Source organism: Mesorhizobium sp. CA10, assembly GCF_020165285.1.
Classification (GTDB): Bacteria; Pseudomonadota; Alphaproteobacteria; order Rhizobiales; family Rhizobiaceae; genus Mesorhizobium.
Map to the genome: position 1 here is coordinate 334,693 of NZ_JAIUHV010000004.1, position 22,037 is coordinate 356,729.

Genomic DNA, 22,037 nt, shown 5'->3' on the forward strand with positions numbered 1-22,037 from the left:
TGACATGGATACGCACGTGAGCCACTGATGTTTGCATTATTTCTCACGCAATGAGCGACGGATGTTTTGCGTGAGCGGTTCGGCGAGATAAGCCAGCACGGTGCGGGTGCCGGTCTTGATCATGGCCTCGCTCGACATGCCGGGCAGCAGCTTGCGACCGTCGAGCTTGGCCAGTTCGCTCTTGTCGATCACCACCGTCGCGGCGAAGTAAGGAGCGTTGGTGCGCTCGTCCACCAGCCGGTCGGCCGACACCGTTTCCACGACGCCGTCTAGCTGCGGCAGGTTGTATTTGGCGAAGGCCGGGAAGCTGACATAGGCTGTCTGGCCGGGGGCGATCGTCTCGACGTCCTCAGGCTTGACCATGGTCTCGATGACCAGCTTCTCGCCGAGCGGCACGACCGTCATCAGCGTGTCCCCGGGTTTCACCACTCCGCCCGCCGTGTGGACTTTCACGTCCATTACGATTCCGTCGACGGGCGCGGTGATGTCGGTGCGCTTGAGGACATCCTCGGCCGCGCGCGCTTGCTGCCGGAAGTCGAACAGCTCCGCTTCGACCTTGCTCAATTCGTCAACTGACTCGTTCAACTGTTGAGTTGTAAGGTTGAGGATTTGCATGTCGATCTCGGCGATAGAGCTGCGGGCGCGGGCGATCGATGCGACATTCGTGGCGCGTTCTCCCTCGGTCTGGCGTTGTTGCTGGGTGAGCGTCAGGTTGCGTTCGCGGGTGGTGAGCCCCTTGCTGAGCAAAGTCTCGAGGTCTTTGTTCTCGTTCGCGAATGCCGCGATCCGCTTGTCCTCGGTCGCGATAAGCTGTTGCAGCCCGGTAATTTGCTCGGCGGTCTGCTGGCGGCGTTCGTCGAGGATTGCCTTCTCGTCTTTCAGGTTGCGGTGCTTCGCGTTGAAGACGTCACGTTGGGTGGCCACCGCGTCCTTGACGGCGGGGTCCGGGTTATCGAGCAGTGCCTGGTCGAACGCGATCCTGTCCTTGCCATCGCGTTCGGCCCGGAGACGGGCGACGAGCGCCTCGCGTGTGGCGATCTTGTTTTGGATCGAGTCCAGTTGAGCCTTGGCTTGGGTGTTGTCGAGACGGACGAGCACTTTGCCCTTCTTGACGACGTCGCCGTTGACGGCGTCCAGTTCGGCGATAATGCCGCCTTCGAGGTGCTGGATGAGTTTGCGGTCGCCGTCGACCTTGACCACTCCGGTCGTCACCGCCGCGCTGTCGAGCGGTGCCAAGGCCGCCCAGCCCCCGGCCACGCCGAAGAACAGGAACATGATTGAGAAACCGGCGTTCGTGACGGCTCTGAGACGGAGCGGTTGCAACGTCGGCGGGGGTGGCAGTGGCTGGGGGAGAGCGACTATGTTCATATCGTTGTCTGCTGGGTTTGCGCGGGTCATGACGGGACCGCCGTGACGTGGGTGGTGTTGGGCAGCTGAGCCACTCTCCTGGCGCGGGCGGCGAGTTCGTTGAAGACCGTGTCACGCGCCCCGAATAATTCTTGTCTGCCCTGATTGAGCACCAGCACCTTGTCGACTTTCTCCATGATGCTTGGGCGGTGTGCGATTAGGATCATCGTGGTGCCCGTCGCCTTGACCGCGCCGATCGCGGCCATCAGGGCGTCTTCGCCCTCGCGATCGAGGTTGGAATTCGGCTCGTCCAGGATGATGAGTGTCGGATCGCCGTAGAGTGCCCGCGCCAGCCCGATTCGTTGGCGCTGTCCGCCTGACAGCGATGCGCCTGAATCCCCTACTTGAGTTTCGTAGCCTTTCGGCAAGCCCTTGATCAATTCGTGAACGCCCGCCAGTTGCGCGGCCTTGATCACGCTGTTGAAGACCGCGGGGCTGAGCTTCGCGAAGCGGGCGATGTTCTCGGTGATCGTGCCGGCGAACAACTCGATGTCCTGCGGCAAATAGCCGACGTGCCGACCACGGTCCTCGGCGGGCCATTCGGCGACGTCCATGCCGTCGAGCAAAGCGCGACCGGCTGATGGGCGCCAAGCGCCGGCGAGAACGCGGGCCAGGCTTGTCTTGCCGGATGCGCTCGGGCCGATGAGCGCCATCACTTCACCGGGCTTGAGTTGGAAACTCACGCCTTTCAAGACAGGCTCGCCGCCACCCTGCCGGGCGAGGACAATACTCTCTGCCTCGACCTTTCCTTGTGGGCGTGGCAAAGACCACACTGCTTTGGCCTCAGGGCGTTGGCCGACAAACGCGGTAAGACGCTTGTAAGCGGCGCGTGCCCCGAGCGTCGCCTTCCAGGTGCTGATCGCTTGCTCCACGGGGGCCAGCGCGCGACCCATCAAGATTGAGGATGAGATCATGATGCCGGGAGAGGCCTCGTTTTGCAGCACCAGGTAAGAGCCGAGGCCGAGCACCGCCATTTGCAAGGCCATCCGCCAGAAACGTGCGACAGACGCGATGGCGCTGGCGCGGTTACCGGCGGCGACTTGTCCGGCGCTCGCTTCATCCTGCTGCTCTTGCCAACTGTCGAGCAACGGCCGCAGCATTCCCATGGCCTGGACGACCTCGGCGTTGCGGACTGCCGACTCGGCTTGGGTGAAAGCCCGTGCCTGCGCATTGCCGGCCTCTGTCAGCGGTTTGCGGGTGGTGAGTTCGTTGAGCAATGCCAGCGCAAACAACACGCACCCGCCGGCCAGCGCCAACCAGCCGAGCCACGGATGCATGAAGAAGATGGCGATGAAGAAGATTGGCGCCCACGGTGCGTCGAGAATTGGATAGATGCTCGGACTGGTGAAGAAATTCCGCACTTGGTCGAGATCGCGCAGAGACCGCGTGCTGCCTTGACCCGGCGCGGCGGCCGACTGCTCTACTGACGCGGTCAACAGGACTGGGGCCAGCCTCGAGTTCATCCAGGCGCCTACGGTTGACAGCAGGCGGGCGCGTACCATTTCGAGCCCTGCCATCGTCAGGATCGCCGCGCAGGCGATCAACGACAACGCTGCTAAAGTTTCCACGCTGTGGCTGGACAGAACCCGGTGGTAGACTTGAAGCATGTAGAACGAGCCGGTGAGCATCAGTATATTGATGCCGCCGCTGAACCAGATAAGCGGCGTTATGGCGCGTTTGGCCTCTTTCATCACTGCCTGCAAAGCAGGAGCCTGTTTGTTGCTTATTTGCATGACGGCGACCGCGCCCGTTCCGCGCGCCGCACGCTATCTTGCTTTTTGGCCTCTGAAATCCATCAAAGGAATGATGCGGCGATACAAGCGTGCCTCGCCTTTCGCTAAACGTTCGGAGGGTAACTGCCTTTGATAAAACGCAGCGTGCGCTGGGTATTTGGGCAATCAGCAGATGCACATGCGGCGGCGCGGGCCTTTGGTGCCAACACTATTTCAGCTTTCGGGTGTCGGCATTCGTGGTTCGCGCGGCTGAAGTGAGGCGTAAGCGATCGTCCGCAGGCGAAACTGGCGGATACGGGTCAAAAAAGCCAACTATGTGTAATTGCAGGCCCGCCTGTGCTCAGGCGAGCCACTTCAATCGCCCTAAAATCTCAGTCCTTGGCGCGCTCGACGTAAGAACCGTCGGCGGTCATCACCACCACGCGCGTGCCGGCCGAGATATGTGGCGGCACGGCCGTGCGCACGCCGTTGGAGAGTATCGCCGGCTTATAGGACGAAGACGCCGTCTGGCCCTTGGTGACCGGCTCGGTGTCGACCACCTCGAAGGTGGCGCGCTGCGGCAGCACCAGCGAGATCGGCACGCCGTTGAACTGCGCGAGCTGCACGGCCATGCCTTCCTGCAGATAGGGCGCCATATCGCCGACCACGGCTTCCGAGGCCACGACCTGATCGTAGCTTTCCGGGTTCATGAAGTGAAAACCTTCGCCGTCGGAATAGAGGAAGGTGTGCTCGCGCTCCTCGACATAGGCGCGCTCGACCATTTCGGTCGTACGGTAGCGCTCCGAGACCTTCACGCCGTCGCCGATGCGGCGCATGTCGAGCTGGGTCACCGGCGTGCCCTTGCCAGGGTGGATGTTTTCGGCAAAGAGGATGACATACAGCTTGCCGTCCTTATCGACGACGTTGCCTTTGCGTAAGGAACTGGCGATGACCTTGACCACGATATTCGATCCCGTTCGAGTTTTTCGGCCTGCAAGCGTCGATTTCCGCGAAGCGGCGACGGCGGCCATCGCGTGCGCCCTAGCGCATCTTGCGCCGAACCGCCAGCCTGTCGGGCGATTTTCCTGCCCATGACCGCCGCTTCGCCCTGGTGGACGCCGCATATCCATGCCGACCGCCGGCCCCGGCTGATGGCGCGCAATGCCATCGCCGCCGCCCTTCGCGGCTGGTTCGCGCAGTGCGATTTCGTCGAGGTGACGACCTCGGCCCTGCAGGTTTCGCCGGGCAACGAGGCGCATCTCGCCGCCTTCGCCACCGAGGCGATCGGGCCTGACGCATCGCGCCGGCAGCTCTATCTCCACACCTCGCCGGAATTCGCCTGCAAGAAGCTGCTCGCCGCCGGCGAGGAACGCATCTTCAGCCTCGGCCCGGTCTGGCGCAACCGCGAGCGCGGGCCGCTGCATCACCCCGAGTTCACCATGCTTGAATGGTACCGCGTCGGCGATACAGTTGAGCGTCTGATGGCCGACTGCGCCGAATTCCTGGCGCTCGCCGCGGAAAAAGCCGGCGCCAAGAGTTTCCGTTTTCGCGGCCGCGAGGCCGATCCGTTCGCCGAGCCGGAGCGGCTGAGCGTGGCGGAGGCTTTCCTGCGCCATGCCGGCATCGACCTGCTCGCGACCGTATCGGCCGACGGCAGCACCGACCGCGACGCCCTTCACGAGGCACTGGTCCGCGCCGGCCTGCGCACTGCGCCCGACGACAACTGGGCCGACCTGTTCAGCCGGGTGATGGTCGAAAAAGTCGAGCCGGTGCTGGGGCAGGGGCGGGCCACCATCTTATACGGCTATCCGATTTCGGAAGCGGCGCTCGCCCGGCCGAGCGCGCAGGATCCGCGCGTCGCCGAGCGTTTCGAGCTCTATTGCTGCGGCGTCGAGCTTGCCAACGCCTTCGGCGAGCTCACCGACGCAGCCGAGCAGCGCCGCCGCTTCGCCGCCGAGATGGACGAGAAAGAGCGCGTCTATGGCGAGCGCTATCCGCTGGACGAGGATTTCCTCGCCGCTTTGGCCATCATGCCGCAAGCCAGCGGCTCGGCCCTCGGCTTCGACCGGCTGGTGATGCTGGCAACAGGGGCCGCAAGGGTCGACGACGTGATCTGGGCGCCGGTGGCGTGATTTTAGCCGCCGTCGGCCCTCGAGTCAGGTCGGGATTTTCTCTGACCCTGCAAGGCCAGGAATTGCTTGTAGCCTTTGCGCCCCATGCGAGCGCGCAACGCCTCGCGCGTCTCGGCTTCCCCGCACGCCGCCAGGATCTCGTCGAAGTGATCGGCCAAAATATCCTGAATTGCAGGGTCGTTGAAATATGCCTTCAACGGAATCCCATCCGGCACGCTGGGAGCGTCCATCAGGGTCCAGAAAGCACGTCCGTGGGTCGACACAAAATCCCGGGCACGTGAGGCCAGTTCGCGCACCATAGCACTTCGCCGCACGCGCGAACGCTGATGGGCGGCTTTGCTGAATGTCCTCAAGTTCGGCAAGGAGGGCTGCGCGCCATGCACGTTGCTCCCGTGAATTCGGTAGGCCGAAAGCGGAAGGTCTATGCAGGCCGAGCCAGCCAAGGCATGCACGAACGGCATGAAATAATTGTCGGTCGCGGCATTGCCGACCACAGCCAGGGATGGCTTGCATCGGACGAGATAATGCCGCTTGTACATATTCGCCGTACCAGGCGACCAGTGCCAGCCGGCTTCGTGAGGCTCTATCACCGTGGACTGTTGCCAGAGCAGCTCGCGCTCCCGTCGTCCCAGAATCATGTGATCTGAGTGTGAACGGTCGGGATCAAGGGGGCTGCCCACTCTGCGGTGCAGCAACCATGCGAAACCAGAAGACAGCGGCCGCCCGGCATGATCGGTTTCAAGAACGCCGCCCGACGTGGCGCCGATCGTCGGGCAATCGCAATGAAGCTGGGCGTGAAAGGCCGCGAAGTTCGCGAACAGGAAATCGTCGGCGTCAACGATACAGACCAATTCGCCCGCCAGGCGATCCAGAACGTGAAGGAACGCGCCCATCTGGTGCAGGTTGTCATCCAGATATTCAAACGCCAGCCTGGGGTCGGTATTCTCGAATCGCGCGATGACATCGCGGCTGTCGTCGGTCGAGGCGTTGTCGAGGACAACGCATTCGAGCTCGGCATAATCCTGCGACAGAACGCTCGATATCGCCTGGCCGACATACTGGCCGTAATTGTGGTTGATGATGACGAAGCTGATCTTCGGCGCGGTCATTATCGCTTCCGTCCGATCCTCAGAAAGATGCGGACATCGCGCAACAGCGATTTCGAGAGGACGCGCATTGGAATTCGGCCGCCGAAACCGGCTCTGAGGATGGATCTTGCCTGGGCTCCGGAAAACCGGGCCAGCACCTCTCTGCTGAACCTCCTGGCACCGAAAACAGACCTCAATTGCGGCGCGTTGCGCTCGAATATCTCGACCGCGATCTCGTCGCTGAAATAGTCGCGCAACCTGTCGGGGTTTTCTCGCGTGACCCGGTCCACGACCGGCCAGAACTCGCCTCCTAAAAGCCAGTCGAATCTTTCGCTTCCTTCGATCAGATACTTGACGCTTTCATATGTGAATTTCTGCAATTTGGCCGCGTATTCTCTGGTTCCGCTGCGAATGCCCTCCACGCTTTCGCCGGTGGCGAAATAATTGCTTGAATGCAGACGATAGCCGGACAAGGGCATGTCGATCAGCGCGCTGCCGGCAACCGCATGGCATATTGTATTGAAATAGCCGTCGGCCGACGTCATCCAGGGTTTGCTGCCATCGTCCAACCGCAGCAGATGCAGGACCGAGGTGCGGAACATGTTGGCGCTGCCCGGCGCCCAGAACCAGCCGACGTGCGCACGCGGTATGGTCGCCGTGCTGGCGTCGAGGAGCCGGTATTGCGACGGGGAGACGGTCGGCAGCCGCAGCACGGTCCGCTCACCTCGCAGGCCTCGCTGCGCGCCCGGTCTGTTCAGCCGGAGTTGCTGGTACGAGGCCGTCAGGGCTGCGCCTGTCGAGTCCATCTCTGCGACGTTGGCCGAAGTGAAGCCGACGCTTCGTTGCAATGCCATATGCACCTGAATGTGCGTCGAAGCGTAGTTGTCGAACAGCACGTCGTCCGCGTCCACGAAGGTGACGAATCCGCCGTTCACCTTGTCCAGAGCCCACAGCGCGGCGCCGAGCTGGCCGTGGTTCTGCGCCAGCGTCTCCACCCGGAAACGCGGATCGCCTTCGACATGCCGGGCAATCACCTGCGCGCTGTCGTCGGTCGAGCCGTTGTTGATGACGATGCACTCGAAATGCGGATAGTCCTGTCTGCGTATGGAATCGATCGTCGCGCCGACATAGCCGCCGTAATTCCAGTTGATGACGACGAAGCTGACCAGCGGCGGCGACAGCGCGCCGCCGGCGAGCCCGTCAATGTCGCGGCCGGCGATCGTGAATGACTTGGCCGCGACGATCTCGCTCTTGCGAATGACGATCTGCTGGCCCCGGTGCAACAGCTCGTATTCCCCGGCGACCTGGCTCAGGAAGGCTTCTATCCCTGCCTGGGGACGCCTGGCCATCGGCAGATCCGGCCCCCACCGGTAATCGTCCAGGATCATGACACCGTCATTGTCGAGCAGGTCCCAGGCCAGTCGGGCATCGCTGTAAACGGAGGTGGCGGAATGGTCGCCGTCGACATAGACCACGTCATACAGCCGTCCTTCGCCGGCAAGGCCTGGCAGGATCGTCAACGAATGGCCTTTGCGTTTCTCGACCCGGCCGGCGAAGGGCTTGAGGTTTCGGTCGAAGCGTCGTTCGACCTCGGCCATATCAGATTCATGCTTCGAGCCAGGCTCGAGATGCTCTTCGCTGCCCTGGAAGCTATCCACGCAGGTAATGCGGGATTTTGGCAGGAATTGCAGGAAAAACAGCGCGGAACGCCCCTCGAACGAGCCGATTTCGAGCACAGCCGTCGCCGTGCCGGCCTTGTCGCCGAGAAGCTCCTCCCAAAGCTTCAGATGATGGGAGGTCCAGTCATGGGTAAACTCTCCGTCGACAAAATAATCCATCCTTCCCCCATTAGCCCGGCGCTGAAGCGCGCGCGGCCAAGCCCATTTCGTCAGAACGTGACACTATTCCAGCGATCGGAACCCCTTCCGGTCGCTTTGGACGGTTTGGCCGCGATATCCTGATTGTCCTGAGCCCATTGCACAAGCGGCAATGGAACAATAGATGGTGCATGAGCATCCAGCAGATAGTGCGTGAGCATCCGCAGACGGTGCGTGAGCATCAATGGATGGGTGCGGGCGTGATCCCGACCTCACAGACTGCGTGAACAGACAGGAACAAACGCATGACCGATAAGCTCGACGCAGCGAAATTGACCGATCGCGTCGCGGCGCTCGTCGAGGCCGCCAGGCGCGCCGGCGCCGATGCGGCCGACGCGGTGGCGGTGCGCGGCCGTTCGGCCGGCGTGTCGGTTCGGCTGGGCAAGGTCGAAGGCACCGAATCGTCGGAGAGCGAGGACGTGTCGCTGCGCGTCTTCGTCGGCCAGCGTGTGGCGAGCGTCTCGGCCACCGCCGCCGCATCCGACCCGAAGGCGCTCGCCGAGCGTGCCGTGGCGATGGCCAGGGTTTCGCCCGAAGACCCGTTCCAGGGCCTCGCCGACCCCGCGCTGCTTGCCCGCAATTTGCGCGATCTCGACCTCTTTGACCCGACAGAGGTATCGGCAGACGAGCTGAAGGAAGCTGCACTTGCCGCCGAAGCGGCCGCGTTGGCCGTCAAGGGCGTCACCAATTCCTCGGGCAGCAGCGCCGGCGCCGGCCTGGGCGGTATGGTTCTCGCCACATCGCATGGCTTTGTCGGCCAGTACGTCGCCTCGCGTTTCTCGCGCTCGACCAGCGTCATTGCGGGTGAGGGAACGGCGATGGAACGCGACTACGAATTCTCGTCGCGCCAGCATTTCGCCGACCTCGACACGCCGGAAGAGATCGGCCGCAAGGCGGGCGAACGTACCGTTCGCCGCCTCGGCGCCCGCAAGGCGAAGACCGGCCCGGTCGACGTAGTGTTCGATCCGCGCGTCGCGCGCGGCATTGCCGGCCATCTCGCCGGCGCCATCAACGGCGCCGCGGTCGCCCGCAAGACCAGCTTCCTGCGCGACATGATGGGTAAGCAGGTGGCGTCGGCCGCGATCACCGTCACCGACGAGCCTTTGCGGCGGCGCGGCCAGGCCTCGCGCCCCTTCGATGGCGAGGGCATCGAGGGCGAGAAGCTGCTGATGGTCGAGAAGGGCATCTTGAATCACTGGTTCCTGTCCACCTCGGCCGCGCGCGAGCTCGGCCTTGTCACCAACGGGCGCGGCTCGCGCAGCGGCTCGTCGGTTTCGCCGTCCTCGACCAACCTTGCCATCGAGCCCGGCGAGCGCTCGCCGGAAGATCTGATCGCGTCGTTGAAGAGCGGCTTCTATGTCACCGAGGTATTCGGCCAGGGCGTCGACATGGTGACCGGCGAATACAGCCGCGGCGCTTCCGGCTACTGGATCGAGAACGGCGCATTGGCCTATCCGGTCGCCGAGGTGACGATCGCCTCGAACCTGAAGGCCATGTTCCTCAACATGGTTCCGGCGAACGATCTCGACCGCAATTTCGGCACCGCGGCGCCGACGCTCCTGATCGAAGGGATGACCCTTGCCGGCGCTTGACCAATTGAACTCGAGCGAGGCCCGCGACGATCTTGCTTTGCTGCGCGACGCCGCCCGCGAGGCCGGCGTCATCGCCATGGGCTATTTCGGCAAGAACCCGCAGGTGTGGATGAAGGGCGGCACCTCGCCGGTGAGCGAGGCCGATCACGCCGCCGATACCTACCTGCGCGAGACCTTGCTCCGGCTGCGTCCGGATTATGGCTGGCTGTCGGAGGAGACCGCCGATGACCATGCCAGGCTGTCGGCCCGCCGCACCTTCGTGGTCGACCCGATCGACGGCACGCGCGGCTTTCTCGACGGCCTGCATTCCTGGTGTGTCAGCGTCGCAGTGGTCGAGAACGGGCGCTCGCTCGCCGGCGTGCTCGAATGCCCGGCCAAACGCGAGACCTATTGGGCGCTGCCGGGCGAGGGCGCCTATCTCAATGACAAGCGCATCTATGTGCGCCCGCTGGGCGAAAGCGTCGATATCGGCGGACCCAAGCCGCTGGTCGACTTGATGCCGCCGGCATGGCAGGACAGGCTGCGGCGGACGGCCTACATCCCTTCGCTTGCCTATCGGCTGGCGATGATCGCCGCCGGAAAGCTCGATGCGACCTTCGTCAAGCCGAGCGCGCATGACTGGGACATCGCCGCCGCAGACCTCATCCTTGCCGAGGCGGGCGGAGCTTTGCTCGACCGCACCGGCAAGCCGCCGCGCTATGCCGGCGAGGTGATCAACCATGGTGCGCTCGCCGCAGGCAGCGGCGAGCTGCTCGGCGTGCTCGCCAGGGTGATCGCGGGGATTGACCAAGGGTGAGTCGGCCCGCAGTTCCAAAATCGGCTGCTTTGGGCTAAACGTTTCACAAAACTCATGAATCTGCGAAGGATCGGCATGGCCGTGGAAGACGGAAAGAAGCAGCTTTTGCACCTGGTGTTCGGTGGCGAGCTGAAAAAGCTGGGTGGAACCGAGTTTCGCGACCTGGACGCCCTCGACATTGTCGGCATCTATCCCGACTATCAATCGGCGCACGCCGCCTGGAAGGCGAAGGCGCAGGCAAGTGTCGACAATGCTCATATGCGCTATTTCGTTGTTCATCTGCACCGCTTGCTCGATCCAGAATCGAAGGTCGGCGGTTGACGTCGATGGAGCATGAAGCGGTGAAAGGGGCGACCCGGCCGCGCGCCGCCAGACGCGGCGGAACGCGCACGCTGTGGCGGCGCATCCGCGAGCCTTTGGCGCAGTCGAGTTTCGTCAAGAACTTCATCGCCAGCCTGTTCGCCTGGTTCTTGCGGTTGATTCGCGTCACCAGCCCGCTCGTCGAAGGCTCGACCCGAGTAGCCGGCGGCGCTTATGCGCATCTTGAGCCGGGCATCATCGCGCTCTGGCACGGCCAGCACCTTTTGACCCCTGCCTATTACCCCGAGGGCCGGCCGCTGGTCGCCATGGTTTCGCGCAGCGCCGACGCCGAGCTCCAGGCGCTGATGATCGAGAAATTCGGCATCGAGGCAGTGCGCGGCTCCGGCGGCCGCGACAATTCGAGGCATTTGGACAAGGGCGGCGCCAAGGCCTTGATCGCGCTGAGGAAGGCGCTTGCCACCGGCAAGAACGTCGCCATGATCGCCGATATTCCGAATGGCACGCCGCGCGACGCTGGGCTTGGCATCGTTCTCCTGGCAAGGCTTTCCGGCCGGCCGATCCTGCCATCGGCCATCGCCACCAGCCGCCGCAAGGTGCTGGAGAAGAGCTGGGACAAGACCACCATCAACCTGCCGTTCGGCCGCTCCGCGGTCATCGTGGGTCAGCCAGTCTTCGTGCCCGCCGATGCCGACGATGCCGAGATGGAGCGCAAGCGCCAGGAGGTCACGGCGTCCCTCAACGCCGCGACGGCTGAGGCTTATCGCCTCGTGGACGGCGGCAAATGAGCGAGCGCTGGGCGCGTGCGGCCCTGACTGCCTATCGCTATGCGGGGGCGGCCGCCTATCCGCTGATCGGCCCCTATGTCGCCTGGCGCGCCTCGCGCGGCAAGGAGGATCGTGTCCGCCGCCGAGAACGCTATGGCATCGCCGGCCGTCCCCGTCCGGAAGGACCGGTGATCTGGATCCATGCCGCAAGCGTGGGCGAGACGATCGCGGTGGTGCCGCTGGTCGAGAGCATCCTCGACTATGGCGTCAACATCGTTTTGACCACTGGCACCGTGACCTCGGCCAAGGTCGCCGAAGAGCGCCTCGGCAGCCGCATCATCCACCAATATGTGCCGCTCGATCTGAAGCCCGCGGTAAGCCGTTTTCTTGACCACTGGCGGCCGGAACTGGCGATCATCGCCGAATCGGAAATCTGGCCGATGACCATCCTGGAACTTGGCGCCCGCAACGTGCCGCAGGTTCTGGTCAACGGCCGGCTGTCGGACCGCTCCTTCATGTCCTGGAAGAAGCGCGCCGGCGTTGCCGAGGCGCTGTTCGAGAATCTTGCCCACGTCATCGCCCAGTCGGATGTCGACGGCGAGCGGTTCCGCGCGCTGGGCGCCCGGCCAGTCACCGTTTCCGGCAACCTCAAGGTGGACACCAACCCGCCGCCGGTCGACGAGCGGGCCTTGGCCACCCTGCAGCGCCAGATCGGCGGCCGTCCGACCTGGGCTGCGATCTCGACTCATGATGGCGAGGAGGTCGTGGCCGCGGAGGTCCATGCCAGCCTGCATAGGCGCCATCACGGGCTCTTGACCATCGTCGTGCCGCGTCACCCCGATCGCGCCGATGCGCTGGCCGCGCAGATTTCCGGCATGGGCCTGTCCGTGGCAAGGCGCGGCAAGGGCGACCGCATCTCCCATGATACCGACATCCTGCTCGGCGATACGATCGGCGAGATGGGCCTTTATCTGAGGCTGACCGAGATCGCTTTTGTCGGCCGCTCGCTGACTTCGCAAGGCGGCCAGAACCCGCTCGAGCCGGCGATGCTCGAAACCGCCGTGCTGGCTGGGCGTAACGTGCAGAATTTCCGCGAGGCCTATCAGCGCCTGCTCGACAGCGGCGGCGCCAAGCTGGTGCGCGACCGTGACATGCTGGCCGGCGCCGTCAATTTCCTTTTGACCAACGAAGTGGCGCGCCACGAGATGATGGCGGCGGGTGCCGCCACCGTCGACGAAATGCGCGGCGCGCTTGCCCGCACGCTGAAATCGCTGGAGCCCTATATCCAGCCTCTGGTCGTCAAGGCGCGCCTGAAAGGCGCAAACGGGCGCTAGATCATGACCCCAGAAATCGGATCCGATTTTTGGACAAGTCCATGCGCGAAGCCGAGACGCATGGGGCAGGCGCGATGACCAGCGAAGCGCCACCCTTCTGGTGGGAAAAGCCGGACTGGCGCGTGCTTGCGCTGTCGCCCGCATCGGCGATCTATGGGCTGGTCGCCGGCCGTCGCATGCGCCACGCGCCGCGCGAGAAGGTCGCAGCGCCGGTCCTGTGCGTCGGCAATCTTACCGTCGGCGGCAGCGGTAAGACACCGGTCGCCATCGCTTTGGCCAAGCAGGCCAAGCGCATGCAGCTCACGCCAGGCTTCCTGTCACGCGGCCATGGCGGCTCGTTCGCGAAGCCGCATGTCGTCGATGCGCATCACGACGCCGCCAAGCATGTCGGTGACGAGCCGCTGCTCCTGGCCGAACATGCGCCCGTCGCGGTGACGGCGAACCGCGCCGCCGGTGCGAAGCTGCTCATCGAAGAACGTGGCTGCGATTTCCTGATCATGGATGACGGGTTCCAGTCGGCGCGCGTCCATATCGACTATGCGCTGGTCGTGGTCGACGCCCGCTTCGGCATCGGCAACGGCCGCGTCATCCCGGGCGGGCCGCTCCGCGCCAAGGTCGTCGACCAACTGGTCTTCACCAGCGGCTTGCTGAAGATGGGCGAGGGGACCGCCGCCGACGGCGTCGTGCGCCAGGCGGCGCGCGCCGGCCGGCCGATCTTCCTGGCGCATGTCGAGCCGGCCGATCCGTCGCGCTTCGCCGGCGGCCGCTTCCTGGCCTTTGCCGGCATTGGCCATCCGGAGAAATTCTTCGACACGGTGCGCGGCGCGGGCGGCGAAGTGGCTCAGTCGCGCGCTTTTCCGGATCATCATTTCTACGCCCAGGACGAGCTTGCCGACCTCCTGGCGCTCGCCCGGCATGAGGGGTTGCGCCTCGTCACCACGGCAAAGGACGCCGCGCGGCTGCGCCATGGCGAGACGCCTGCCGGTTTCCTCGCCCAGCTGGACGTGCTCGACATCGAGGCCGTGTTCGAGCTCGATCATGTGCCCGAACGCATCGTCGACGAGACGCTCGACGCCTGGCGCCTGCGCAAGATGCGGGGCTAATGCATGTCGCGCAAAAGTGTGCAGCGGTTTTGCGATAACGACATGCATGAAGACAAAGACTTAAAGGGGCGCCACCGTCAATTGCCGTTGATGAGGCGGCGGAAGTAGCGAACCGTTTCGGCGAGCCCATCCTCGAGAGCGACGCGAGGAGACCAATCCAGCGTCGACCGCGCCAGACCTATATCGGGTTGGCGCTGGCGGGGATCGTCCTGCGGCAGGGGCTTGAACTCAATTTTGGACTTGCCGCCGACAAGGCTCAATACAAGCTCGGCCAGTTCCAGGATCGTGACTTCCGTCGGGTTGCCGACGTTGAGGGGGCCCACGAAATCGTCGGGCGTAGCCATCATCCGAACCATCGCATCGACGAGATCGTCGACATAGCAGAAGCTGCGGGTGTGGCTACCGTCGCCGTAGATGGTTATGGGATCGTTCTGCAAGGCCTGGACGATGAAATTGCTGACCACCCGTCCGTCCGACGGGTGCATGCGAGGCCCGTATGTATTGAATATGCGCACCACCTTGATGGGTAATTTCGACTGACGCCGGTAGTCGAAGAACAGCGCCTCGGCGCATCTCTTGCCTTCGTCGTAGCAACTGCGCGGCCCGATCGGATTGACGTGGCCCCAATAGGCCTCGGTCTGGGGATGGACTTGCGGATCGCCATAGACCTCGGATGTCGATGCCTGAAGGATCCTGGCCCCGGAAGCGCGTGCAAGATCGAGCATGTTGATCGCCCCATAGACGCAGGTCCTGGTCGTCTCGATCGGAATGCGCTGATAGTGAACAGGCGAGGCCGGGCAGGCGAGGTTGAAGATTTCATCCGTTTCGACTTTGAGAGGCATGGTAACGTCGTGCCTCAGAAACTCGAAATGCGGATTGCCCAGAAGATGACCGATATTTTCCGCCGAGCCGGTGGAAAAATTGTCGGCACATAGTACCTGCCGGTCTTGTGCCAGCAGCAGGTCGCATAGATGCGAGCCGATAAAGCCGGCCCCACCCGTCACAAGAACCTTCACAATAAACCCCCGTACCCGTCGCCCTTTGCTGTCTATAGCCCCAGAAAGGCGAAAGTGTCAGCACTGAAACGACGGAGTGGGACCATCGATGAGAAGGGAAGAAGTGGCTACGGCTATCCTGCGCGCCGCATCGCCTGCAGGATCGCCTCGTCGCGCTCGACATTGAGCTTGCTTTCGAAGTCGAAATGCCAATCCCTGTCGCGCAGCGCGGAAGTCGAGGCGTCGCCGCGCCGGATTTTCTGGTCGAGGTCGGCGAGTGATCGCGACCAATAGTGATTGATCCTCAGGATATCGAACTGGGGAGGCATGCCGGGCGCGATGGTCCGTCGACGGGTGTCCATCCCTTCACCGGACAGGAATTTCGACTGATGGACGCCCACTCTGTAGACCATGCGCGGGTTGAGGATTGTCTTGACCGTCGTGATGTCCGGCCCGGCTCGCATCGTATAGGCCTCGACCACCGGCCGTTCTGGTCGCTCCGCTTGGCCGGAGGAGCCATAGAAAGCTTGCAAGACGCAAACGCCTGGCAGGTCGCGATAGTCCCTCAGAACCGAGGGTACGTCACGTCCGTCGGGCGCGAAAAGAAACTCATCGATGTCGAAGAATCCGATCCACAACGCTTCGCGCCAGCGCCTGCGGATGCAGTCCCTATAAGCCGACAGCTGCCCCACCGGCCGCGGCCAGTCGACCAGCGTAACCAGGCCCTCCTGAATGAACGGATTCAATACGGCTTTGAAGTCGTCGGTCGAGAAGTTGTTGTAGAGATAGAAATGCTCGAATCCCACATTCTGATGGAACCTGATCCATTCGGCCAGGAACGGCGCTTCCTCGCGGAAGATGGCGCAGGCCGTCAGCTTGAATCGGGGCGCTCTCGACACCGCCCGATCGCGCCATCTCGCGCGCATGACAAGCGGCATGCGAAGAAGTGTCTTGAGAGATTTCCTGAAGTTTTTCACTGTAGTACCCTGAGCGGTCGAGCTTGGCTGCCAAGCGCCATGGGCTCGCAAGGCTTATCCGCGCTTGCGCAATTCCGGGTGCATCTCGATCTCGCGGGCAAGCGACACCGCGGCGTTCACATAGGGCTCCTGCCGGGCGACGCTCCAATATTTGAGCTCGTCGAGCGGAATGTTCTCGCCCGTCACCGCACAGCGCACGAAGGAGCCGGGACTGGTGACTTGGAAGTCGCCGTCGAGATAACGGATCCGGGCTTCCCTGCCGCCCGGGCCTTCGAAACGGTTCATCATGAAAGGACGCTGCAGTTCATCGGGTTTCAATCGCCATAAATCGCAAGCAACGTCAAGCTTGACGCAATGCTCATCCGGTATGGCTGCAGCGATAAATGGTTCCCGGAGCCCCGGCATGGACATCACTCCGACCCGCTTGAACACGCTGATCAATGAGGCGCTCACCCCGCAGGCGGTGCCATCGCCCAAGGCCGATCCGGCGACGGCGGCTTTGATCAAGACGCTGGTCCAGCCGCCGGCGCCATCAATGGTGCAGGCGGCGCAAATCGCGGCCCAGTCGCTGCAAAGCGCGGCGCCGCGCCCTGCGGCTCAGGCATCACCACGCCTGTCGTCCTCCGAGGCCGAGGACGCTTACCGGGCCGTCATGGAGCCCGATGCTGCCTTGGATGACGCGCCGGCAACACCTTCGACGGGCAGGGTGGCGACAGATACCGATCGGGCACCGCGCGGCGTCGCCCCGCCACCGGCAGCGGTCGTCGACACCACGCCGAGGCCCGCGGTCACTCCGTCATTGTCCACATTTTCGCCGGCCGTCGCTTCCGCCGCGATGCTGGTCGCGGCCAACGCCAATGCACCGCAGCCTCGCGGCGCCGCGGTTCGTCCGGCTGGTCACGCGCCGCGATCCGATTCTGTTGCGGTATCGCTCTGGACGATTTCGGTCGTCACGGCAATCGTCTCGGCCGTGACCGCCACCATCATGGTTCTGTTGCTTCGATAAGCCCGCTCTAGACGTCGTCCTGAAGGAAAGCCTCGAGCTTTTCCGGAGCAAGCCCTGCCTGTTCGGCGATGCGCCTGGCAAGGTCCGCCGCTGCCGCGCGCGGCCGGCCGACCGGGCGGTCCATCCAGTAAGACACCGGATTGAGCGCAGCGCGCTCGTCGACGGCAACGATGCGGCCGGATTGGAGCTGGTCCGCCGTCAGCGGCGGCCGCGCCAGCGCGATGCCCAACCCATGCGCGGCCGCATCGAGCACCAGATTGTAGTCCTCGAAACGCCGGTCCTGCGGACGCGGGCGATAGTCCATGTCCTGCGCCGCGAGCCATGCGCGCCAGGCGGATGCGTCGGAATCGTTGATCAGCGGGAATTTTAGCAGCCGGGCAGGGTCGCCTCGTCCGATCTCCTTCGCCAGCTCCGGCGAGGCGATCGGGAAAATATGCTCCTCGAACAGCTGCACCGAGACGCGACCCGGAATGCGGCCGCGCCCGCAGCGCACCGAAAGATCGATGCCTTCGTCGGCGAGATCGGCCTGGCGGTTGTCGACGTCGAGCACGATGCGCAGCTTGGTCGGATGGTTCTCCAGCGCGGCCATGCGCGGCATCAGCCACAGCCCGCTCACCGACGGGATCGACGCCAGCCGCACCACGGCCGTGCCGCGCGGCTCGACCCAGCGGTCGGAGTTGAACGAGATCAGCGCGAAAGCTTCGGCTGTCCTCAAATGCAGCCGGTTGCCCTCGATCGTCAGCGTCACGCCACGCGCGTTGCGCTCGAACACTTTCAAGCCAAGCCAGTCCTCCAGCTTGGCGATCTGACGGCTCACCGCGCCATGAGTGAGGTTGAGCTTTTCAGCCGCCGCGGAAAAACTCCCCATGCGCGCCGCCGCATCGAAGGCGCGCAGGGTTTCAAGCGGCAGTATCTGGTCAGAGCTGTGATCCATGCTCACAGCTGACCCTCGAATTGGTCGTTTGTCAACCGGCCGGCAATGGCGTTCTCTGCATCCATGACGCAGAAAGACGAGGCTACGGCAATGAGCGCTTACACTGGCACGTTGAATGAGACACAGCGCATGGACACCACCGCCGCAATCGCGGTGACGCTGACGGTCATCGGCTGGGCTTCGGCTTTCCCGGCCATCCGCGCCGGCCTTGCCGCCTTCCAGCCGCTGGAGCTCGGCGCGCTGCGCTTTGCCATCGCCGCGGTTCCGGCCGCCATCTTCCTCGCGGTGAAGCGCCCGGCACTGCCCCGAGTGGACGAGCTGTGGCGCTTCGGCTTCGGCGGCGCCATCTTCGTTGCGCTCTACACCGCCATGCTCAATTTCGGCGAGCTGACCGTCTCGTCGGGTGCGGCCGGCTTCATCATCAATGTCAGCCCGATCTTCACCGCTATCATGGCGATGGCGCTGCTCGGCGAGCGCTTCTCGGGGCTTGCCTGGCTGGGCACCGTCATTTCCTTCGCCGGCATCGGCATCATCGCGGTGGCCGACGGGCACGGCCTTCATTTCAACGCCGGCGCGCTGCTGGTGCTGGGCTCAGCACTTTGTTCCGCCGTCAACACCATCGTCCAGAAGCCGCTCTTTGCCCACCACCATCCGCTGACCATTTCCGCTTCCAACATGGTGCTCGGCGCGCTCTGCCTGTCCCCCTTCCTGCCCGAGGCTTTTTCGCAGGCAGCGGTCGCCGACACCGCCGGTCTCGGCGCCGTCATCTATCTCGGCATCGTGCCCTCGTTGATCGCCTATGCCGCCTGGGCGACCGCGCTGTCCCGCCTGCCTGCCGCGCGCGCCTCGAACTTTCTCTATCTCGTCTCACCGACCTCCGCCTTGATCGGCTTCTTCTGGCTGGGCGAAGTGCCGTCGCTGCTCGGCATCCTCGGCGGCGCGCTGGCGCTGGGCGGCGTGATCGTTGTGAATTTGAAGCGGTAAATCAACGGTTGCGATCGTTTCCAGACTCAAATTGACAAGTTGGACTCGGTAACCGGGCGCCCCCTGTGATGCGGACGTGAGGCAAGCTATCCTGATCCGCCTTTGATGGAGGGGATCGGGATGGGAAGAGGCTTCATTGCCACGGTTTTCTGCCTGCTGATGCTAAGCGGGAAAGCCTTCGCGGGCTGGTACCAGGTGGAAAACTACGAAGGCTCCATCGGACCGAACCCGGTTCACGTCTCCCTGCAGCGCTATGCCAGCTTCGGCAGCGGCATCAGTGTCAAGGGAAGCTATTTCTACGACGCCAAGCAAAGCCCAATCGCGATCTACGGCAAGGCGGAGGGCTCAAAGCTCACGCTGTGCGAGATCGCGGACGACCAGGAATTTCAACGCGTCCTCGTCATGGGGTCAAAAACACCCGTCGACACCACCGGATGTCCTTTCTCTATCGAGATCAGTGAAAGCGGCGCGGCGGGAAGCTGGAGCAAAGGCGTGGACAAATTTCCCGTTACGCTCAGGAAGGTCGCGAGTCTTGACAATACAGGCGACCTGAAGATCGACGGGACCGTCGAAATTCCCTTTTGGGCTGAGACGACCCGCGACAGATTTGCGGGGATTTACACGAAGTCCGACGCCGGCATCTGCATGACGAAAATGCTGGTGATCAACAAGAAGAAAAAGACGGCCGTTCAGGAGATCGGCTTCGACGATGAGGACTGCAACGCCGGTATGTCGACGACGCCCATTTATATGAACGTGCAAAAATGGGTGGAGGCAGGCAAGGACATCATTTCGGTGGAATTTGGAGGCGGCAAATTCGCAGGCGCGAACGACTATGTTCTCAACCCGAAGACAGGAAAATACCACCTCAAGAAATGATATTCAGCGTATGGCGCCGACCCTTGCTGTTGCAACGAGCCAGGGGACGCTCACCGCCGCCCGAACAGCCGCTCGATATCGGTGAGCTTGAGCTCGATATAGGTCGGGCGGCCATGGTTGCAGGTGCCGGAGCCGGGTGTCGCCTCCATCTGGCGCAGCAGCGCGTTCATCTCCTCGGCCTTGAGCAGGCGCCCTGACCGCACCGAGCCGTGGCAGGCCATGGTCGCGGCTATTCTGTCCAGCCGCTCCTTCAGCGTCTCGACGGTGTCGTTGTCGGCGATCTCGTCGGCAAGGTCGCGCACCAGCTGCTGCACATTGGTTTCGCCCAGCATCGACGGCGTCTCGCGCACCGCCACCGCGCCTGGGCCGAAGCGCTCGAGGCCTAGGCCAAATTTGGCGAGCGTCTCGGAATGCATCGCCAGCCGCTCGGCATCCTCTTCCGGCAGGTCGACGATCTCGGGCAGAAGAAGCATCTGCGACGGCACGGCGCGAGAATGCAGCGCATTCTTCAGCGCCTCGTAGACCAGCCGCTCATGCGCGGCATGCTGGTCGACGATGACGAGCGAATCCCTGGTTTGGGCGACGATGTAGTTCTCATGCACCTGCGCGCGCGCCGCGCCCAGCACCATGCCGAGCAGCGCCTCGGTCGGCTCGGCCATCCCGGCGCGGACATCGGTGCTGGCGAGCGGGCCGGTTTCGAAGGCCGCCTGCTCGTTCTCGGCGAAGCCGTTTCGTGGCGCCCGTGCCTCGCCCATGTCGAGCGGCCGCTGCGCTGAGCGCAACGGGTCGAAGCCTCCGGAGGCGGAAGCGTGATAAGCGGCCTCGTAGCTGCGATGGCCGTTGGCCGGGCCGGCATGCGAGTAGGGCGCCGCGCCCGGCCGGAATGCCGCCATCATGCCGGCGGCGCCCGTCGTCGCCGCGCGGATGCCGGCGCCGGCCAGCGCCTCGCGGATGGCGCCGACGATCAGCCCGCGCACCAGGCCGGGATCCCGGAAGCGCACGTCGGCCTTGGCGGGATGGACGTTGACGTCTACCGTCGAGGGATCGAGCGACAGGAACAGCACCGTCACCGCATGCCGGTCTCGCGGCAGCACGTCGGCGAAGGCGCCGCGGATCGCGCCGGCGATCAGCTTGTCGCGAACCGGCCGTCCATTGACATAGGCATATTGCTGCAGCGCATTGGCACGCGTGTAGGACGGGATCGAGACGTGGCCGGCAAGGTGAACTCCCTCCCGTGCGGCATCGATGGCAATGGCATTGTCCGGGAAATCCTTGCCCATCACTTGCGCGACGCGGGCAAGCCGGCCCTCCGGCGTGTCGCTGGTTGCGGGCAGTTCCAGCGTCGAGCGGTCGGCGCCGGCCAGCGTGAAGCGGACAGCGGGAAAGGCGATGGCGATACGCTTCACCACGTCGCTGGTGGCCGAGCTTTCGGCGCGCTCGCCCTTCATGAATTTCAGCCTGGCCGGGGTGGCGAAGAAAAGGTCGCGCACCTCGACCGTGGTGCCGCGGTTTGCCGCCGCCGGCTTCACCGCCGAGACCCGCCCGCCGTCGATGCCGATCTCGGCCGCGCTGTCGCCGCCAGCCGTGCGCGAGCGGATCGACAGCCGCGCCACCGAGCCGATCGAAGGCAGCGCCTCGCCGCGGAAGCCGAGCGAACGGATGTCGTGGATGCTGTCGGACAGCTTGGAGGTGCAGTGCCGCGCGACCGCCAGCGCCAGTTCCTGTTCCGGAATGCCCGAGCCGTCATCGGTGACGCGGATGAGATTGAGCCCGCCGCCGGCGGTGACGATTTCGACGCGCGATGCGCCGGCATCGAGCGCATTCTCGACCAGCTCCTTCACCACGCTCGCCGGACGCTCGATGACCTCGCCGGCGGCGATCTGGTTGATCATCGTTTCGGAAAGCTGGCGGATGGGCATGAGGCGACTATAGGCGGATTCGGACGGCGTGGGCAAAAGCTGCGCGTATTATGGAGAGGCTAGCGGGACAGCACCCCCCTCTGGCCTGCCGGCCATCTCCCCCGCAAGGGGAGAGATTGGCTGTGTCATCGCCTCGCTCTTCTGCAACGTACGAGATTGGCGAGGGCCTGCGTCAAGTCTGATCTCCCCCCTTGCGGGGGAGATGTCCGGCAGGACA

Annotated in this window: 20 protein-coding genes; 10 read left to right on the forward strand and 10 right to left on the reverse strand. The window is 63.9% G+C overall.

Annotated features, from left to right (window positions below; genetic code table 11):
- Positions 1-36: 36 nt before the first annotated feature.
- The 3 genes from LB535_RS11965 to efp all read right to left on the reverse strand — a co-directional run bounded on the left by LB535_RS11965 (position 37) and on the right by efp (position 4,081).
- A complete protein-coding gene (locus LB535_RS11965) occupies positions 37-1,368 on the reverse strand; it encodes an HlyD family type I secretion periplasmic adaptor subunit (RefSeq protein WP_224632376.1) in 1,332 nt (443 codons plus the stop codon).
- A gap of 26 nt (positions 1,369-1,394) precedes the next feature.
- Entirely contained in the window at positions 1,395-3,098 is a 1,704-nt protein-coding gene (locus LB535_RS11970; RefSeq protein ID WP_224632303.1) for a type I secretion system permease/ATPase, read from the reverse strand.
- A 413-nt stretch (positions 3,099-3,511) separates the two neighbouring features.
- Positions 3,512-4,081: an elongation factor P gene (efp, locus tag LB535_RS11975; RefSeq protein WP_095767917.1), complete on the reverse strand. Its 570-nt coding sequence runs from the start codon at positions 4,079-4,081 to the stop codon at positions 3,512-3,514.
- Positions 4,082-4,210: 129 nt separating this feature from the next.
- Here efp and epmA point away from each other — a divergent pair, with 129 nt between their 5' ends.
- A complete protein-coding gene (gene epmA / locus LB535_RS11980) occupies positions 4,211-5,251 on the forward strand; it encodes an EF-P lysine aminoacylase EpmA (RefSeq protein ID WP_224632304.1) in 1,041 nt (346 codons plus the stop codon).
- Positions 5,252-5,253: 2 nt separating this feature from the next.
- On the opposite strand, the gene LB535_RS11985 is transcribed toward epmA, so the two are convergent.
- Positions 5,254-6,360 carry a glycosyltransferase family 2 protein gene (locus LB535_RS11985; protein WP_224632305.1) on the reverse strand — a complete coding sequence of 369 codons (1,107 nt, stop codon included), beginning with the start codon at positions 6,358-6,360 and terminating at the stop codon, positions 5,254-5,256.
- On the reverse strand, positions 6,360-8,177 hold the full coding sequence (locus LB535_RS11990; RefSeq protein ID WP_224632306.1) for a glycosyltransferase: 1,818 nt from the start codon (positions 8,175-8,177) through the stop codon (positions 6,360-6,362). The genes LB535_RS11985 and LB535_RS11990 overlap by 1 nt, the downstream gene beginning before the upstream one ends.
- Positions 8,178-8,461: 284 nt before the next feature.
- On the opposite strand from LB535_RS11990, the gene LB535_RS11995 reads away from it, so the two are divergent.
- The 6 genes from LB535_RS11995 to lpxK all read left to right on the forward strand — a co-directional run bounded on the left by LB535_RS11995 (position 8,462) and on the right by lpxK (position 14,126).
- Complete coding sequence (locus LB535_RS11995; RefSeq protein WP_095767823.1) at positions 8,462-9,808, forward strand: TldD/PmbA family protein; 1,347 nt, start codon at positions 8,462-8,464, stop codon at positions 9,806-9,808.
- Positions 9,795-10,604: a 3'(2'),5'-bisphosphate nucleotidase CysQ gene (locus tag LB535_RS12000; RefSeq protein WP_095767822.1), complete on the forward strand. Its 810-nt coding sequence runs from the start codon at positions 9,795-9,797 to the stop codon at positions 10,602-10,604. Before LB535_RS11995 ends, LB535_RS12000 begins: the two co-directional genes overlap by 14 nt.
- 75 nt (positions 10,605-10,679) lie before the next feature.
- Positions 10,680-10,925, forward strand: coding sequence for a DUF4170 domain-containing protein (locus LB535_RS12005; RefSeq protein ID WP_041002569.1), 246 nt, complete (start codon positions 10,680-10,682; stop codon positions 10,923-10,925).
- A gap of 5 nt (positions 10,926-10,930) precedes the next feature.
- A complete protein-coding gene (locus LB535_RS12010) occupies positions 10,931-11,710 on the forward strand; it encodes a lysophospholipid acyltransferase family protein (RefSeq protein ID WP_095767821.1) in 780 nt (259 codons plus the stop codon).
- A complete protein-coding gene (gene waaA / locus LB535_RS12015) occupies positions 11,707-13,023 on the forward strand; it encodes a lipid IV(A) 3-deoxy-D-manno-octulosonic acid transferase (protein ID WP_095767820.1) in 1,317 nt (438 codons plus the stop codon). Before LB535_RS12010 ends, waaA begins: the two co-directional genes overlap by 4 nt.
- 74 nt (positions 13,024-13,097) lie before the next feature.
- The gene (gene lpxK / locus LB535_RS12020) at positions 13,098-14,126 is read left to right on the forward strand and encodes a tetraacyldisaccharide 4'-kinase (RefSeq protein WP_224632377.1); all 1,029 of its coding nucleotides are present in this window, start codon (positions 13,098-13,100) and stop codon (positions 14,124-14,126) included.
- Positions 14,127-14,203: 77 nt separating this feature from the next.
- Here the strand turns inward: lpxK and LB535_RS12025 are convergent, their stop codons facing one another.
- From LB535_RS12025 to LB535_RS12035, 3 genes are all read right to left on the reverse strand, one after another.
- On the reverse strand, positions 14,204-15,142 hold the full coding sequence (locus LB535_RS12025) for a UDP-glucuronic acid decarboxylase family protein (protein ID WP_224632307.1): 939 nt from the start codon (positions 15,140-15,142) through the stop codon (positions 14,204-14,206).
- A gap of 113 nt (positions 15,143-15,255) precedes the next feature.
- Entirely contained in the window at positions 15,256-16,020 is a 765-nt protein-coding gene (locus LB535_RS12030) for a glycosyltransferase family 92 protein (RefSeq protein WP_224632308.1), read from the reverse strand.
- A gap of 132 nt (positions 16,021-16,152) precedes the next feature.
- Positions 16,153-16,386 (reverse strand): DUF2093 domain-containing protein, encoded by a 234-nt coding sequence (locus LB535_RS12035; protein WP_040986608.1) that lies wholly within the window; start codon positions 16,384-16,386, stop codon positions 16,153-16,155.
- 115 nt (positions 16,387-16,501) lie between these two features.
- Between LB535_RS12035 and LB535_RS12040 the strand changes: the two genes are divergently transcribed.
- The gene (locus LB535_RS12040) at positions 16,502-17,104 is read left to right on the forward strand and encodes a hypothetical protein (protein WP_224632309.1); all 603 of its coding nucleotides are present in this window, start codon (positions 16,502-16,504) and stop codon (positions 17,102-17,104) included.
- A gap of 7 nt (positions 17,105-17,111) precedes the next feature.
- Here LB535_RS12040 and LB535_RS12045 read toward each other — a convergent pair whose 3' ends face one another.
- Complete coding sequence (locus tag LB535_RS12045; RefSeq protein ID WP_224632310.1) at positions 17,112-18,038, reverse strand: LysR substrate-binding domain-containing protein; 927 nt, start codon at positions 18,036-18,038, stop codon at positions 17,112-17,114.
- Between the two features lie 90 nt (positions 18,039-18,128).
- Here LB535_RS12045 and LB535_RS12050 point away from each other — a divergent pair, with 90 nt between their 5' ends.
- Positions 18,129-19,022, forward strand: coding sequence for a DMT family transporter (locus tag LB535_RS12050; RefSeq protein ID WP_224632311.1), 894 nt, complete (start codon positions 18,129-18,131; stop codon positions 19,020-19,022).
- A 120-nt stretch (positions 19,023-19,142) separates the two neighbouring features.
- Positions 19,143-19,901, forward strand: a complete 759-nt coding sequence (locus LB535_RS12055) for a hypothetical protein (RefSeq protein ID WP_224601673.1) — start codon at positions 19,143-19,145, stop codon at positions 19,899-19,901.
- 50 nt (positions 19,902-19,951) lie between these two features.
- On the opposite strand, the gene mutL is transcribed toward LB535_RS12055, so the two are convergent.
- The gene (gene mutL / locus LB535_RS12060) at positions 19,952-21,820 is read right to left on the reverse strand and encodes a DNA mismatch repair endonuclease MutL (RefSeq protein WP_224632312.1); all 1,869 of its coding nucleotides are present in this window, start codon (positions 21,818-21,820) and stop codon (positions 19,952-19,954) included.
- Positions 21,821-22,037 lie beyond the last annotated feature (217 nt).

What these genes read in the sequence shown, in the direction of transcription:
- LB535_RS11965 (WP_224632376.1), bottom strand. Translation starts at nt 1,368, where the DNA reads ATGAACATAGTCGCTCTCCCCCAGCCACTGCCACCCCCGCCGACGTTG.
- LB535_RS11970 (WP_224632303.1), bottom strand. Translation starts at nt 3,098, where the DNA reads ATGAAAGAGGCCAAACGCGCCATAACGCCGCTTATCTGGTTCAGCGGC.
- epmA (WP_224632304.1), top strand. Translation starts at nt 4,211, where the DNA reads ATGACCGCCGCTTCGCCCTGGTGGACGCCGCATATCCATGCCGACCGC.
- LB535_RS11985 (WP_224632305.1), bottom strand. Translation starts at nt 6,360, where the DNA reads ATGACCGCGCCGAAGATCAGCTTCGTCATCATCAACCACAATTACGGC.
- LB535_RS11990 (WP_224632306.1), bottom strand. Translation starts at nt 8,177, where the DNA reads ATGGATTATTTTGTCGACGGAGAGTTTACCCATGACTGGACCTCCCAT.
- LB535_RS11995 (WP_095767823.1), top strand. Translation starts at nt 8,462, where the DNA reads ATGACCGATAAGCTCGACGCAGCGAAATTGACCGATCGCGTCGCGGCG.
- LB535_RS12005 (WP_041002569.1), top strand. Translation starts at nt 10,680, where the DNA reads ATGGCCGTGGAAGACGGAAAGAAGCAGCTTTTGCACCTGGTGTTCGGT.
- LB535_RS12010 (WP_095767821.1), top strand. Translation starts at nt 10,931, where the DNA reads ATGGAGCATGAAGCGGTGAAAGGGGCGACCCGGCCGCGCGCCGCCAGA.
- waaA (WP_095767820.1), top strand. Translation starts at nt 11,707, where the DNA reads ATGAGCGAGCGCTGGGCGCGTGCGGCCCTGACTGCCTATCGCTATGCG.
- lpxK (WP_224632377.1), top strand. Translation starts at nt 13,098, where the DNA reads ATGACCAGCGAAGCGCCACCCTTCTGGTGGGAAAAGCCGGACTGGCGC.
- LB535_RS12035 (WP_040986608.1), bottom strand. Translation starts at nt 16,386, where the DNA reads ATGATGAACCGTTTCGAAGGCCCGGGCGGCAGGGAAGCCCGGATCCGT.
- LB535_RS12040 (WP_224632309.1), top strand. Translation starts at nt 16,502, where the DNA reads ATGGACATCACTCCGACCCGCTTGAACACGCTGATCAATGAGGCGCTC.
- LB535_RS12045 (WP_224632310.1), bottom strand. Translation starts at nt 18,038, where the DNA reads ATGGATCACAGCTCTGACCAGATACTGCCGCTTGAAACCCTGCGCGCC.
- LB535_RS12050 (WP_224632311.1), top strand. Translation starts at nt 18,129, where the DNA reads ATGAGCGCTTACACTGGCACGTTGAATGAGACACAGCGCATGGACACC.
- LB535_RS12055 (WP_224601673.1), top strand. Translation starts at nt 19,143, where the DNA reads ATGGGAAGAGGCTTCATTGCCACGGTTTTCTGCCTGCTGATGCTAAGC.
- mutL (WP_224632312.1), bottom strand. Translation starts at nt 21,820, where the DNA reads ATGCCCATCCGCCAGCTTTCCGAAACGATGATCAACCAGATCGCCGCC.